Source organism: Streptomyces sp. SCSIO 30461, from assembly GCF_037023745.1.
In the GTDB taxonomy this organism is placed as follows: Bacteria; Actinomycetota; Actinomycetes; order Streptomycetales; family Streptomycetaceae; genus Streptomyces.
In genome coordinates this window covers 2,658,751-2,672,925 of record NZ_CP146101.1, presented here as the reverse complement: position 1 = coordinate 2,672,925, position 14,175 = coordinate 2,658,751, and the positions used below count along the sequence as shown (strand labels likewise).

Sequence of the window (14,175 nt, the reverse complement as noted above, 5' to 3'; positions counted from 1 at the left end):
GGCCCCGGGCACTGTGTGTGCCCGGGGCCGCCCCTCCCCCTTCCTCAGCCGCGCCTCAGCCGTGCTGCTGCACCGCGCCGCCGTCGCCGGCCCCTCCGTCGCCGGCGGCGCCGCCATTGAACGCACCGCCGTCACCGCCGTCGCCGATGCCGCCGTTCTCGGCACCCGCGTCACCCGCACCGCCGTCGCCGATGCCGCCGTTCTCGGCACCCGCGTCACCCGCCCCGGCGTCCGCCGCACCACCGTCGCCGATGCCGCCGTTCTCGGCACCCGCGTCACCCGCGCCGATCTGGGCACCGACCGCGGCGAGCGCCGTGGTCACCGGCTGGAAGAAGGTCTCACCACCCTGGGTACAGTCACCGCTGCCGCCCGAGGTGAGTCCGATCGCGTCACCCTCCCTGGTGAACATCGCGCCACCGCTGTCACCGGGCTCCGCACAGACATTGGTCTGGATGAGCCCGGTGACGGTGCCCTCCGGGTAGTTCACGGTCGCGTTCAGACCGGTGACCTGCCCGTCGCTCAGGCCCGTGGTGCTGCCCATCCGGAAGACCTCCTGGCCCACGGCCGCCTCGGCGGCCTGGTTGATCTCGACCTGCCGGCCGTCGCCGAGGTCGACCGAACTGGCCGCCTGTGTGTTCGGGTCGTCGTAGGTGACGAGCGCGAAGTCGCCCTCGCCGGGGAATACGGCCTCCTGGACCGTGCCGATGGGGGCGCCGCCCTGCTGATCGGACCACTGCTCGGCCGCCACACCGCAGTGCCCGGCGGTGAGGAAGCCCGGCTGACCGTCCTGGGTGGTGACGTTGAAGCCGAGCGAGCAGCGGGAGCCCCCGCCGAAGATGGCATCGCCGCCCTCGACGAAGGCCTTGAACTCACCGGAGGACTTCCTGATCCGAGCCATGCCGTCACCGAGCGAGTCGACGGCCGTCTCCAGCTTGTCCCAGCGTGCTCCGGTCACCGTGCGGTCGGCGGTCACGAGGATCTGGTTGGTGCGGGGGTCGATGGACCACGCCGTACCCGGCACGGCGGCCTTGTCGGACAGCGACTCGGTGGCCGCCTTCAGCGACGTGACGCTGTTGCGCACACTCCTGGCGACCGCGCCGGCCTTCTCGACCCGGCTGTTCGACTCCGCGTCGTCGCCGACGACATTGACGACGAGCTGCTGCTTGCCCGCGTCGTAGTAGGCACCGCCGTAGGAATCACCGAGCTGCCCGCCGAGTTGCCGGAGCAGCTCCGAAGCGGATGCGGCGCTCAGCTTTCTGGGTGCTTCCGACGGATCCCCCTCGCCGGACTGCGAAGCGTTGGCGTTCGGCAGCAGTATGGCCGCTGCGGCGATGCCCACCGCCCCGGCTCCAGCGAGAATGGCCTTCCGCTTGGGTATTCGCCTGTGACTCAACTCTTCGCCTCCTGGGGGTGTTGCGGACTGGGTCGCTCAGTGGGGACGACCCGGGGACGCGTCCGGCCCTGAATACGGACGGAGGCAGCGGTTCCGTTCAGCAAAGCGCCGAGAAAATGTTTTTGACGGTGCGTCACGGAATATCGTTCCGGACATCGACTGGATGATCACGAGTCATCCGTCGCTGATCGATACCGACCGATATTTCGGTAAGGTTCGTCGCCTCGCGCGGCTGGCAGACTTGGACAGGTGAACATCAGCAGCTCCCCCGGCAGCCCCTTCCGTCACGAGCCGACCGCCCGCGACGAAGCCCCGCAGTTCGTCCTTCCCCTGGTGGCCCGGATCGAGAAGACCGCTCCGCCGTCCCGGACCGACGCGCTGGAGACCGCGGCGCGCGCGGTGCTCGTGATGCTCAGCGACGAGCGGTCGCTGGGCGACGGCGAGTGGGCGCAGTCGATGCGCGACTGGCAGGACGCCCGCATCCGCAAGGTGGTGCGGCGGGCGCGCGGCACCGAGTGGCGCAAGGCGTCGGCACTACCAGGAATCACGGTGACGGGCGAGCAAGCGGAGGTGCGGGTGTTCCCGCCGGTGCCACTGGACGGCTGGCCACGGGAGCTGGTGAAGCTCCAGGTCTCCGGCACCGAACTGGAGGACCCCGAGGTAGCGGAGACTCACACCGAGCGCCCCGGCGCGGCTGTGATCTGGCTCAACCCCGCGCTGGGCATGTCGACCGGCAAGGAGATGGCCCAGGTGGGTCACGGGGCCCAGCTGCTGTGGTGGGACATGCGCGAGTCCGAGCAGACCACGTGGCGCGCGGCAGGCTTCCCGCTGTACGTACGCACCGCGCGTCCCGAGCAGTGGGCCGGACTCACGACGAGCGGTCTGCCGACCGTACGGGACGCGGGTTTCACGGAGATCGCGCCCGGCTCGATCACCGTGGTGGCGAGCCATCCGCAGTTCGCCTGAGAGCTTGTGATATCCCGCAAGATCCGTTTGAACAAACAGCGCCCCCGCTGCGTACCCACCGGTACTGCCATACGCAGACACGCACAACCGCTGGGGAGGAACACTTGCTGCGGCGCATCAACGGGACAGCACTCATCATCGCGGCCCTGGTCGCCACGGTGGGCGCGCTCGCGTTCCCCGTCTGGTCCTACGCGGACCGGTCCGGCACAGGCCAGGCCAATCTGAACGCGTCGTCCGTGGCGACCCAGTGGGGGCCGCTGACCGCGACCGACCGCGACTTGCTGGTGAAGGTGCGACTGGCCGGACTCTGGGAGCTGCCGGCCGGCCAGCAGGCGATCGAACGCGCCCCCAGCGAAGCGATCAAGGAGGCGGGGGACCACCTCGTCGTCGGCCACACCGATCTCGACGAGCGTGCCCGCGACGTGGCGGCAAAGCTCGGCGTCGAGCTGCCGAACCAGCCCAACGAGCAGCAGCAGGGCTGGCTGCGGGAACTGTCCGCGGCAAGCGGGCAGGAGTACGAGTACAAGTTCGCGAACCTGCTGCGCAACGCGCACGGCAAGGTCTTCTCCGCGATCGCCATGGTCCGCCACACCACCCGCAACACGCTGATCAGGCAGCTCGCGAGCGACGCCAACCAGACCGTGCTGGACCACATCACCATGCTGGAGGCCACCGGCAAGGTGGACTTCGACGCGATCGCCAACGAGGCAGCGGCCGGTGCCACCGCCAGCCCGACCGGCCCGCCGCCCCCGGACGGCAACCTGCCGCCCGCTCCCGCCCCGGCCACCCCCTCGAACCCCGGTGAGGCCACATCGAAGCCGTCCACGCAGCCGGGAGCGCCGACCGCGGTCAACACCAACCGGCCCGCGCCGGGCACCCAGCAGTAGCGGGACACGTCCCCGCGGTGCGTCGCTCCGCTGAAGCCGAGGTTCCGGACGCCTTCACGCGTCCGGAACCTCAAATCAACCTCTGAACGTCTCCTCCTCTGGGTTCGGCTCGGTCCCGCCGGGCCATGACCCCTGCACACGCAGCGGAGGGGGAACCATGAAGAGGATCGAAAGGCTCGGCACCGGCATCGGCTGGCGCCCCGAGATCGCGGACACCGTGGAGCGGTTGCCGGGGCTCGACTGGGTCGAGGTCGTGGCGGAGAACGTCTGCCCCGGCCATTTGCCGGACTCTCTCGTGCGTCTGCGGAAGCGCGGCGTCGCGGTGGTCCCGCACGGTGTCGCACTGGGCCTCGGCGGCGCCCAACGCCCGGACCCCACGCGTCTCGCGTCACTGGCCGAGCGTGCCGAGGCACTCGGCTCCCCGCTGGTGACCGAGCACATCGCGTTCGTCCGTGCCGGAGGCCCTCTCATCGCCTCTCCCGGCCTGGAGGCCGGGCATCTGCTGCCCGTACCCCGCACCAGGGACGCCCTTGCGGTGCTCTGCGAGAACGTGCGCATCGCCCAGGACTCGCTCCCCGTACCGCTCGCCCTGGAGAACATCGCCGCGCTGTTCTCCTGGCCCGGCGAAGAGCTGACGGAAGGCCAGTTCCTCGCCGAGCTGGTGGAGCGCACAGGCGTACGACTGCTGATCGATGTCGCCAATCTGCACACCAACCACGTCAACCGCGGCGAGGACCCGCTGGCAGCGCTCGACGAGCTGCCCGTCGAGGCCGTCGCGTACGTCCATGTCGCGGGGGGCGTCGAGCGCGACGGTGTCTGGCACGACAGCCACGCCCATCCGGTGCCCCGCCCGGTCCTGGACATCCTCGCGGAGCTGCGCCGCCGTACCGACCCGCCGGGAGTGCTGCTCGAACGGGACGACGGCTTCCCGCCGCCCGACGAACTGGCCGCCGAACTGACGGCGATCAGGCAGACCCTGGAGTCCGCCGCGGTAGCGGCCCCGGCAGGCGGCACACGGCCGAAGGAGGGCGCCGGGACCCTGCACGCCGCCGCCCCGGCGCCTGGTCCCGATCCCGCTCCCAAAGCCACGGACGACGCGGCGCGTACGCGACTCGCGCTGGCGCAGGCGGCCCTGCTCTCCGCGCTGGTCGCCGGTACGCCCGCGCCGGAGGGATTCGACGCGCCGCGGCTGCGGGTGCAGAGCCGAGCCCTCGCCGCCAAGCGGTCCGACGTGGTGGCCAAGGTGGCTCCCGAACTCCGGCAGATCCTCGGCAGCGGCTACCGGGCCGCGTTCCTCGCCTACGCCCGTAGCAGGCCCATGACGGGCGGATACCACCGCGACGCGCTGGACTTCGCCGAGCACCTGCTGATCGCAGGGAACCCGCAGGACCCGGCCGCCCGGCGGCAGCTCACGTACTGGTGGCAGGACCGGGCCGGCACCCGGCCGCCTCGCCGCACGACCCGGATCGTACGGGCGGCCCGTGCCGCCCTCGTCAGGAGGTGACTCCCGGATGCTGACTTTCCTCGCGCTGCTGGTGGACACCGCCATGGCCGTCTCATCAGTACTGCTGATCAGGGGGTTCACCAGGGCCCGTGGCCGCGGACCGGCCGGGCCCGTGTACGACGTGATGGAGGTGGCCTTCCTCAACGGCGGGCCCGCCCGTGTGGTCGATACGGCGCTGACCACCATGGCGACCGACGGACGGATCGCCATCGGCGGGCCCGGGATCATCGCCGTACGGCAGGCCGTGGCGTACCACCCGGTGGAGCAGGCGGTACTCCGGGAGGTCGCGGCGGCACCCAACGGGGCACTGCACCACCTGCGACTGGCCGTGATGCGCGGCTCCGCCGTGCAGGCGATCGGCGACGGCCTCGCCGCCCGCGGTCTGATGGCGGATCCCCGTGCAATGCGCCCGCTGCGGCGCCATGCCGGAATCCAGACGGGTTGCGCCTTCCTCCTGTTCCCCGCCGGGATCGTGCTGATGGTGCTCCAGTACACGGCCTTCGAGGGGCATGCGGGATCCTTTCCATTCCTCGTGGCGGTGCTGCCCGCGATCTTCGGGGGCTTCCTGGTCGGGGCCATCTGCGCGGCCAAGGCGAACCGCAAGGTGACATCTGCGGGCAGACGGGCCGTGTACGAGTACCGGCGGGCCCACGCGGGCGCCGGGGACACGGCCCATCTGATCGCGTTGAACGGACTGCGCGCGATTGCGGACCCGGTGCTCCAGAGCCAGTTGACGACGGCCGCACGGCTGGGGCGGAGCAGGCGGTCCCCCGTGGAGGTCGGCGTGGGGTCCACGCTGCTCATGGAGGACATCGTGTGGTGCGCCTCGTCTCCTGACGGGGGCGGCTCGGGCGGCGGCGGCTGCGGCGGCGCGAATGGCAGCTCCTGCGGCGGAAGCGGTGGTTGCAGCGGTGGGTGCGGGGGCTCGTCCGGTGGTGGTTCGAGCTGTGGGGGTGGTGGTGGTTCGAGTTGCGGAGGCAGCAGCTCCAGCTGCGGAAGCAGTAGTGCTTCGAGTTGCGGAGGCAGCAGCTCGAGTTGAGGCAGTGGAGGGGCGGCGGTTGACAGGTCGTCATGGCACCCGGCGGACCGGCGACCCGGGAACTGGCGCATCGGGGTCATTGACGCCGACACCTGACAGCGGTGCTTTACAAGCCGCTCCCCTCCGGTTTCCCTTCGTTCCACGGCGGTACGAAGGGAAACACGATGAGCGTACGAGTGTGGCGCGGAGCGGTCGGCTCGCTGGTCCTTTCGGCCCTCCTCACCGCACCGGCCGGTGGCGCCACCCTCCCCGGCGTGACCGGAGCGACCGGAGCAGGCCTGGCGGGCGGGACGGCCAAGGCTGGCAACCCTGTTGAGGACGCCGGCGTGCTCACCGCCGCCACCCGGGCCCAGGCCGCGGGGATCCCCTTCGGTCCCTGTCCCGCCGTCGAGCGGCTCCCCGTGTATGTCGAGTGCGGCACGGTCGACGTACCGGTCGACTACGCGAGACCGCTGGGCCGTCAGATCCCGCTCACCGTGAGCCGGGCCAGGGCCGGCGGACCCGCCACCGCCCGCCAGGGCTCGCTCGTCTACAACCCGGGCGGCCCCGGCGGTTCCGCCATGTACTTCCCCAAGGCGTCCCAGTGGCCGGAGTGGAAGCGGATCGCTCAGGCATATGATCTGGTCGGCTACGCCCCGCGCGGCGTGGGACGGTCCGCACCGTTGTCCTGCCAGGACCCGGCCGACTTCACCAAGGCACCCACTCAGGCCCCGACCACGCCGTCGGAGTCGTACAAGCGGGAGCGGATCGCCCGCGCGAAGGCGTATGCCCGCGGTTGCGCCCGCAGCGGAGGGTCGGATCTCCGGCATCTCAACTCGCTGAACAACGCACGCGACTTGGAAGTGCTGCGGGCGGCGCTGGGCGAGGAGAAACTGACCTTCGTCGGGTCCTCGTACGGGACGTACCTGGGGGCGCTGTACGCCGTGCTCTTCCCCGGACGCGTACGGCGCATGGTGCTGGACTCGGTGGTCGATCCGTCGCCGGACAAGATCTGGTACCGCAACAACCTGGAGCAGTCGCTGGCTTTCGAGAGCCGCTGGGCGGACTTCCGCGCCTGGGTGGCCCGGCATGACGCCGTCTACGGCCTGGGCAGCACCGCGGCCGAGGTCCAGCACAGCTACGAACTCGCCCGCGCCCGGGTCGCGCTTGAACCGGCCGGGGGCAAGGTGGGGCCCGAGCAACTGCGTTCTGCGTTCCTGCGGGCCGCGTACTTCGACGACTACTGGCCGCGCCGGGCCGCCGCCCTCGCCAAGTACCTGAAGGGCGACTCGAACGACCTCATCGCCGTGGCCACGCCGGATCCGGCGGACGCCGCGGAGGAGGAGAACGGCAACGCCGTCTACACGGCCGTAGAGTGCAACGACGCGCCATGGCCCACGGACTGGAAGGTGTGGGACCGCGACAACACCGCGCTGGCACGCCGGGCTCCGTTCGAGACCTGGGCCAACGTGTGGATGAACCTGCCGTGTGCCTACTGGCCCGCGCCGCGGCAGCAGCCGCTGGATCTGCGCATGGCGCCGGGGGTCCTCCCGTCGCTGTTGATCCTCGCGGCCGAGCGGGACGCGGCGACGCCGTACCCGGGTGCCCTGGAGATGCACCGGAGGATCGGCGGTTCGGTGCTGGTCACGGAGCGGGACGCCGGTTCGCACGGCATCGTCGGCGGCACGAACACCTGCGTCAACGGGCATGTGGACGCGTATCTGCTGACGGGCAGAACACCGGTGGAGGCCGGGACGCCGGTGCGGCGCGCTTCATGCGCGCCGCACCCGCAGCCGGACCCGGTGTCTTTGGAGCAGCGCGCGGTGGAGCGTGAGCGTACCCGCGCTCTGCCGCCCGCTGTCTGATCTTCCGGGTCAATGGGGGTGGGCCGCCCGGCGGAACGGCTCACCCCAGGTCGTCGGGGCGCCCCGGCTACCACGGGAACGCCCGGGTCACGGGGCGGAGCTCAGGCCAGCCCGGCCACCAGCTCCGCCACGCTCTTGCGCCGCCCGGTGTAGAAGGGGACCTCTTCGCGGACGTGCATCCGTGCCTCGGAGGCACGCAGATGGCGCATCAGGTCGACGATGCGGTACAACTCGTCGGCCTCGAAGGCGAGGAGCCACTCGTAGTCGCCGAGCGAGAACGAGGCGACCGTGTTGGCGCGCACGTCCGGGTAGCCGCGGGCCATCTTGCCGTGGTCCGCGAGCATCCGGCGGCGGTCCTCGTCCGGCAGCAGGTACCAGTCGTACGAGCGCACGAACGGGTACACCGAGACATAGTTGCGCGGCGTCTCGTCGGCGAGGAACGCCGGGATGTGCGACTTGTTGAACTCGGCGGGACGGTGCAGGGCCATGTTCGACCACACCGGCTCCAGAGCACGGCCGAGGCGGGTGCGGCGGAAGAGGTTGTAGGCCTCCTGGAGCTGGTCCGCGGTCTCCGCGTGCCACCAGATCATCAGGTCCGCGTCGGCGCGTAGTCCGGACACGTCGTATGTCCCGCGAACGGTGACGTCCTTGGCGGCGAGCTGGTCGAACAGCTCCTGGACCTCGTCGGCGTATCCGACCCTGTCATCGGGCAGCACGTCGCGCAGCCGGAAGACTGACCACAGGGTGTAGCGGATGACCTCGTTGAGGTCCTTCGCCTTCTTACCGGCGTTCGGGATCTTTTCGGGCGCACTCATAAGCCTATTCTCGCCCGTCCCGGACAGTGCCCCGCACCAGGGGTGCCGTGGCGATGATCTCTTCCGCCGCTCGCCGGCCGCTGCCGACGCAGGCGGGGATGCCCACACCGTCGTACGCCGCGCCGCAGACCCGCAGCCCGGGGAGCTTCGCCACCGCGTCCCTGACCCGGGCGACCCTGCTCAGATGGCCGACCGGATACTGCGGAAGGCCCCCGGTCCAGCGGGTGACCCGGGTCGCCACCGGCCGGGCGGTGAGTCCGATGGCCTCGTGGAGATCCGCCAGGGAGACATCCACGAGTTCGGAGTCCTCGCGGTGCAGCTGCTCCTCTTCCCCGTAGCGGCCCACGGAGGTGCGCAGCAGGAACAGGTCGGGGGCGCCGTCCGCCACCCAGCTCCACTTCCGGGCCGAGAAGGTGGAAGCCTTGATCGTGCGGCCGTCGACGGGCGGTACGAGGAAGCCCGAGCCTTCCGGGAGCTGTCCGGCCAGGTCGGAGCGCCGGAAGGCCAGGGTGATCAGCGCCATCGAGGCGTACTCGACGCCGGCCAGTTCTGCGGCGGCCGCCGGGGACTCCGCGGCGAGCAACGCGGACGCGGGTCCGGCGGGCGTGGCGAGCACCACCGCGTCGGCCACGAGCCGCCACTCGTCGGTGCGGACCAGCCAGTACTCAGGGGTGCGGCTGAGACCGACCACCCGGGCGCCGGTGCGGATCTCGCCGCCCTGGGCCCGTACGGCGTCGGCGACGGCGAGCGGAAGGGTGCCTACACCTCCGTCGATGCCCATGAAGACGGGGCCTGTCTCCTGCCGCCGGGCGGCACTGCGCTGGACCGCCCGGACGGCGTCCTGGAGCGAGCCGTCCGCTTCCCGGACGGCTTCGAAGAGCTGGGGCACGGCGGCGCGCATGGAGATCCGGTACGCGTCGCCCGCGTACACCCCACCGAGCAGCGGCTCGACCAGCCGGTCGACCACTTCGCGGCCGAGGCGCTGGGCGACGAAAGCACCGATGGCCACGTCGTCGCCGAGGTCGGCGGGGGGCAGCTCGCGTTCCCGCTCGATCCGGGCGAGGCCATCGGGGGAGAGCAGTCCGGCCAAGGCATCGGCATCGCCCGGTACCCCCATCACATGGCCCTTGGGCATCGGGCGCAGTGCGCCGCGGGTCCAAACGGACGCGGTGGCCGTGGCCGGTGCCTGGAGGCGCTCGCCGACGCCCACCGCTCTGGCGAGGTCCACGGCCTCCGGCCGGCGGGCGAGCATGGACTCGGCGCCGAGGTCGACGGGCGCTCCGGCGATCTCACCTGCCAGGAGTTTGCCGCCCAGCCTGCCGGTCTCCTCCAGCAGGGTCACCCGGAACCCCGCGGACAGCAGCCGGTGGGCGGCGGCGAGCCCGGCGATACCGCCGCCGATGACGACGACACGGCCCGGCTGCCCGGCCGCGGTGGCCGTCCTCGTCCGCGCATCCCTGTCGGCGTTCGTGTGCCCACTCATGTGCCCACTCTCTCAAACGACGCGCCGGGGACCGCAACGAGTCCTGACCGTGACCGCTTCGGGACCGTGGAACGGCAACCCGCTCCCCCGCCCGGCACGTCGAACTGTCAGCAACCACCACCACCTTGGGGGACGACATGCGTGTACGGCGTCATACGGTCGCGGCGGCGCTGCTGACCGCCTCACTCGCGCTCGCGGGCTGCAGTGCGTCCGACGGCTCGTCCGGGGACGCGAAGTCGGCGGCGAGGCATGGCGCGGCCGATGCGGCACCCGGCCGCGGGCCCGCGGCCGAATCCGGGTACGCCGCCGCGTCGCCCGCCCCGGGAGCGCAGCGGGACGGGACGGCGAAGAAGCCCGCGGCGGGGACGCACATCATCCGCACGGCCGAGCTGTCGGTGGAGGTGAAGGACGCCACCAAGGCCCTGGCCCGGGTCCGAACCACCGTGGAGACCGCGGGCGGCCACGTCGCGGACGAGACCACCGAGCGCGTCGACGACACCCGTGTGGCCTCGCGCATCGTGCTGCGCGTCCCCCAGGACCGCTACGCCTCGCTGCTCACCGACCTCGAAGGCTCGGGAAAGCTGCTCTCGCGCAAGGCGGACGCGGAGGACGTCACCGACCAGGTGGTGGACGTGGAGAGCCGGATCGCCACCCAGCGGGCGAGCGTCGCCCGGGTGCGGGCCCTGATGGACCGGGCGGAGAAGCTGGCCGATGTGGTGACGCTGGAGGGGGAGCTGAGCAGGCGTCAGTCCGAACTGGAGTCCCTGCTGGCCCAGCAGGCGTCACTGAAGGACCGCACGTCGATGGCGACGATCACGCTGTCGCTGTCCGAAGCGTATGACGCGAAGCCCGCGGTCGAGGACGATCCGGGTTTCCTGGATGCTCTGAAGGGCGGCTGGGACGCGCTGGCGGCAACGGTGCGCTGGATCGGTCTCGTCCTCGGCGCCGTGGTCCCGTTCGCGGCCGTCGCCGCCGTGCTCTACGCCCTGTGGCGCCTGCTGGTCCGGCCGCTTCGGCTGCGCCGCCGCCCCGGAACCGCGGCCGCTGACGCGCCCGCCGGGCCCCAGTACCCGCTCTACCCCGGGAAGTCGGAGCAGCCGGAGTAGCCCCGGGGACCCGAGCATGCCGAGGGGGACTGAACGGGCCCGCCGCCCGTAGCGTGTTCCGTCATGGAACGACTGGTGGTCATCGGCGGCGACGCGGCGGGCATGTCCGCCGCGTCTCAGGCCCGCAGGCTCAGGGAACCGTCGGAGCTGGAGATCGTCGCCTTCGAGCGGTCCCGCTTCGCCTCGTACTCCGCCTGCGGCATTCCGTACTGGGTCGGCGGCGATGTGCCCGGACGGGACGAACTGATCGCGCGCACCCCCGGCGAACACCGGACGCGCGGGATCGATCTGCGGATGCGCACCGAAGTGGTGGAGCTCGATGTCGAGCGGCACGGCGGTGGCCGTGTCAGGTCCCGTGACCTGGAGTCGGGCGCCGAGTCGTGGTCGGACTTCGACAAGCTCGTCATCGCGACCGGCGCCCGCCCGGTACGCCCCTCGCTGCCCGGAATCACCGCGCCCGGGGTGCATGGTGTGCAGACCCTGGAAGACGGCCAGGCGCTGCTGGACACGCTGTCCCGGTCGGCGGGGCGGCGGGCCGTGGTGATAGGTGCCGGATACATCGGCGTCGAGATGGCAGAGGCGCTGCTCAAGCACGGCTACGAGGTGACGGTCGTCAACCGCGGCGAACAGCCCATGGCCACCCTCGACCCCGACATGGGCCGGTTGGTGCACGAGGCCATGGACGGCCTCGGCATCACCACGGTCAACGACTCCCCCGTCACCGCGGTCCTCACCGGTCCTGACGGCCGGGCGCGCGCGGTCGCCACCGACGACGCCGAATACCCGGCCGACGTCGTCGTGCTGGGCATCGGGGTGGAGCCAGAGACGACGCTCGCACGGGCGGCGGAGCTGCCGCTCGGGGCGCACGGGGGGCTGCTCACCGATCTGGCGATGCGGGTACGCGGCCATGAGCACGTCTGGGCGGGCGGCGACTGCGTCGAGGTGCTGGACCTGGTCTCGGGCCGGGAACGACATGTCCCGCTCGGTACGCACGCCAACAAGCACGGCCAGATCATCGGCGCGGGTGTCGGCGGAGGCTACGCCACGTTCCCGGGGGTGGTGGGCACGGCCGTCAGCAAGGTCTGCGATCTGGAGATCGCCCGCACCGGGCTGCGTGAGAAGGACGCCCGCGAGGTGGGGCTGCGCCATGTGGCGGTGACGGTCGAGTCGACCAGCCGCGCGGGCTACTACCCGGGTGCGGCTCCGATGACGGTCAAAATGCTCGCCGAGCGCGGCACGGGTCGGCTGCTCGGGGTGCAGATCGTCGGCCGCGAGGGCGCGGCCAAGCGGGTGGACGTCGCTGCGGTCGCCCTCACGGCAGGGATGACGGTGGAGCGGATGACATCCCTCGACCTCGGCTATGCCCCGCCGTTCTCACCCGTCTGGGACCCGGTCCTGGTCGCAGCGCGGAAAGCGGTGGCGGCGGTCCGGGACGCCGGGTACTGACCACGGACGGACACGGACGGCCCGCCCGACCCCTCCCGCACCGGGGAGTCGGGCGGGCCTCCGGAGTCCTGTCGGCGCAGGGTCGGTCGCGAGTCGTCCTCGCGGTACCGTCCGGACTCGGCGACCGCGCGGTTCAGCCGGTGCTTCAGCAGGCCCGACAACGGCTTCTCCACCAGGCGGTGCACCAGGTAGGCGAGCACCAGCATGCCGGCGGTGAGCAGCCCGACCAGCAGATAGCCGGGTACGTACGGTTCCAGGACGCCGATGGCCTCCCAGCCGATCTGCTCGTGCAGCAGGTACAGCGGGTAGGTGCTTGACCTCGGGGGCGACCGACCAGGTCCCTCCCCACGCCATGTAGTGGTACGCGACCACCATCAGGGCGGCGAGCAGCCGCAGTCCGTCCAGTGCCGCGATCCGCCCGCGCCGGGGCGCCGGTCTGCGCTGCGGCGCCGGCTCCTGTTGCTGCTGCGGCAGAGTCAACGTCTGGACATCAAGCGGCATAAGGAGCGGCCCCCTGGGATCGTCAGCGCGCGGTCCGGCCGTGCACGTACTCCACAAGCCGGGTCAGGGCATCCGGGGCGGTGGTGGGCAGAACACCGTGGCCCAGGTTGAAGATGTGGCCGTCGAGCCCGGTCGCGGCATCGAGTACCTCGCGGGTCTTGGCCTCGATCGCCTCCGGCGATGAGAACAGGACGGCCGGGTCCAGGTTGCCCTGGAGCGCCCTGCCGGGGCCGACCCGGCGCGCGGCCTCGTCCAGCGGGACCCGCCAGTCGACTCCGACGACATCCGCACCCGCCTCGCCCATCAGGCCCAGCAGCTCGCCGGTGCCGACACCGAAGTGGATGCGCGGCACACCGTAGCCCTGGACGGCCTCGAACACCTTGGCGGACGCGGACATCACCGAGCGCCGGTAGTCCGCGGGGGCGAGCGCCCCCACCCAAGAGTCGAACAGCTGTACCGCCGAAGCCCCGGCCTCGATCTGCACCTTCAGAAAGGCCGCGGTGATGTCGGCGAGCCGGTCCAGCAGATCGGCCCACAGCTGCGGGTCACCATACATCAGGGCCTTGGTGTGCTCATGGTTGCGGGACGGGCCGCCCTCCACGAGGTAGCTGGCGAGGGTGAACGGCGCTCCGGCGAAGCCGATGAGCGGGGTGGCGCCGAGCTCGCCGGTGAGCATGCCGATGGCCTCGGTGACATAGGCCACGTCATCCGGGGTCAGCTCGCGCAGCCGGGCGAGGTCCTCACGGCGGCGGATCGGCTCCGCGACGACCGGGCCGACGCCCGGTTTGATGTCCAGGTCGATCCCGATGGCCTTGAGCGGAACGACGATGTCGCTGAAATAGATCGCGGCGTCGACCTTGTGCCGGCGCACCGGCTGGAGTGTGATCTCGGTGACCAGCTCGGGCCGCATGCAGGACTCCAGCATCGGGATGCCCTCGCGCACCTTCAGGTACTCCGGCAGCGAACGCCCTGCCTGGCGCATGAACCAGACGGGGGTGTGCGGCACCTCCTCCCGACGGCACGCCTTGATGAAGGCGGAGTCACGGGTGGCGGCGGCGGCCGGGCTCGCGAGCCGGGTGGCATCCGGGGCGGCGGGAGTCAGGGGAAGGTCATTGGCGCTCACGCCCAGAATCTTCGCATGTGGGCGCGAGCAGCACGCCCAGCCGGGTGTCCTCCCTGCACGCGGCTCCC

Annotated in this window: 11 protein-coding genes; 7 read left to right on the top strand and 4 right to left on the bottom strand. The window is 71.5% G+C overall.

From position 1 onward, the window contains the following. Positions 1-55 precede the first annotated feature (55 nt). The gene (locus V1460_RS11710; protein ID WP_338673681.1) at positions 56-1,393 is read right to left on the bottom strand and encodes a S1 family peptidase; all 1,338 of its coding nucleotides are present in this window, start codon (positions 1,391-1,393) and stop codon (positions 56-58) included. A gap of 255 nt (positions 1,394-1,648) precedes the next feature. On the opposite strand from V1460_RS11710, the gene V1460_RS11705 reads away from it, so the two are divergent. The 5 genes from V1460_RS11705 (at position 1,649) to V1460_RS11685 (ending at position 7,633) form a co-directional block, all read left to right on the top strand. Beyond that, on the top strand, positions 1,649-2,359 hold the full coding sequence (locus V1460_RS11705; RefSeq protein WP_338678006.1) for a peptidyl-tRNA hydrolase: 711 nt from the start codon (positions 1,649-1,651) through the stop codon (positions 2,357-2,359). A 107-nt stretch (positions 2,360-2,466) separates the two neighbouring features. Next, complete coding sequence (locus V1460_RS11700; protein ID WP_338678005.1) at positions 2,467-3,246, top strand: DUF4142 domain-containing protein; 780 nt, start codon at positions 2,467-2,469, stop codon at positions 3,244-3,246. Between the two features lie 157 nt (positions 3,247-3,403). Continuing rightward, the gene (locus tag V1460_RS11695) at positions 3,404-4,750 is read left to right on the top strand and encodes a DUF692 domain-containing protein (RefSeq protein WP_338673680.1); all 1,347 of its coding nucleotides are present in this window, start codon (positions 3,404-3,406) and stop codon (positions 4,748-4,750) included. Between the two features lie 7 nt (positions 4,751-4,757). Then, on the top strand, positions 4,758-5,789 hold the full coding sequence (locus V1460_RS11690) for a TIGR04222 domain-containing membrane protein (protein WP_338673679.1): 1,032 nt from the start codon (positions 4,758-4,760) through the stop codon (positions 5,787-5,789). Between the two features lie 164 nt (positions 5,790-5,953). Continuing rightward, positions 5,954-7,633, top strand: coding sequence for an alpha/beta hydrolase (locus V1460_RS11685; RefSeq protein ID WP_338673678.1), 1,680 nt, complete (start codon positions 5,954-5,956; stop codon positions 7,631-7,633). A gap of 101 nt (positions 7,634-7,734) precedes the next feature. Here the strand turns inward: V1460_RS11685 and hemQ are convergent, their stop codons facing one another. Together hemQ and hemG are read right to left on the bottom strand one after the other, a co-directional pair. Further along, the gene (hemQ, locus tag V1460_RS11680) at positions 7,735-8,448 is read right to left on the bottom strand and encodes a hydrogen peroxide-dependent heme synthase (protein WP_338673677.1); all 714 of its coding nucleotides are present in this window, start codon (positions 8,446-8,448) and stop codon (positions 7,735-7,737) included. A gap of 4 nt (positions 8,449-8,452) precedes the next feature. Then, positions 8,453-9,931: a protoporphyrinogen oxidase gene (gene hemG, locus V1460_RS11675; RefSeq protein WP_338673676.1), complete on the bottom strand. Its 1,479-nt coding sequence runs from the start codon at positions 9,929-9,931 to the stop codon at positions 8,453-8,455. 137 nt (positions 9,932-10,068) lie between these two features. Between hemG and V1460_RS11670 the strand changes: the two genes are divergently transcribed. Together V1460_RS11670 and V1460_RS11665 are read left to right on the top strand one after the other, a co-directional pair. Beyond that, positions 10,069-11,037, top strand: coding sequence for a DUF4349 domain-containing protein (locus V1460_RS11670; RefSeq protein WP_338673675.1), 969 nt, complete (start codon positions 10,069-10,071; stop codon positions 11,035-11,037). Between the two features lie 63 nt (positions 11,038-11,100). Then, a complete protein-coding gene (locus tag V1460_RS11665) occupies positions 11,101-12,483 on the top strand; it encodes an FAD-dependent oxidoreductase (RefSeq protein WP_338673674.1) in 1,383 nt (460 codons plus the stop codon). Between the two features lie 523 nt (positions 12,484-13,006). Here V1460_RS11665 and hemE read toward each other — a convergent pair. Continuing rightward, positions 13,007-14,086 (bottom strand): uroporphyrinogen decarboxylase, encoded by a 1,080-nt coding sequence (gene hemE / locus V1460_RS11660; protein ID WP_338678004.1) that lies wholly within the window; start codon positions 14,084-14,086, stop codon positions 13,007-13,009. Positions 14,087-14,175 lie beyond the last annotated feature (89 nt).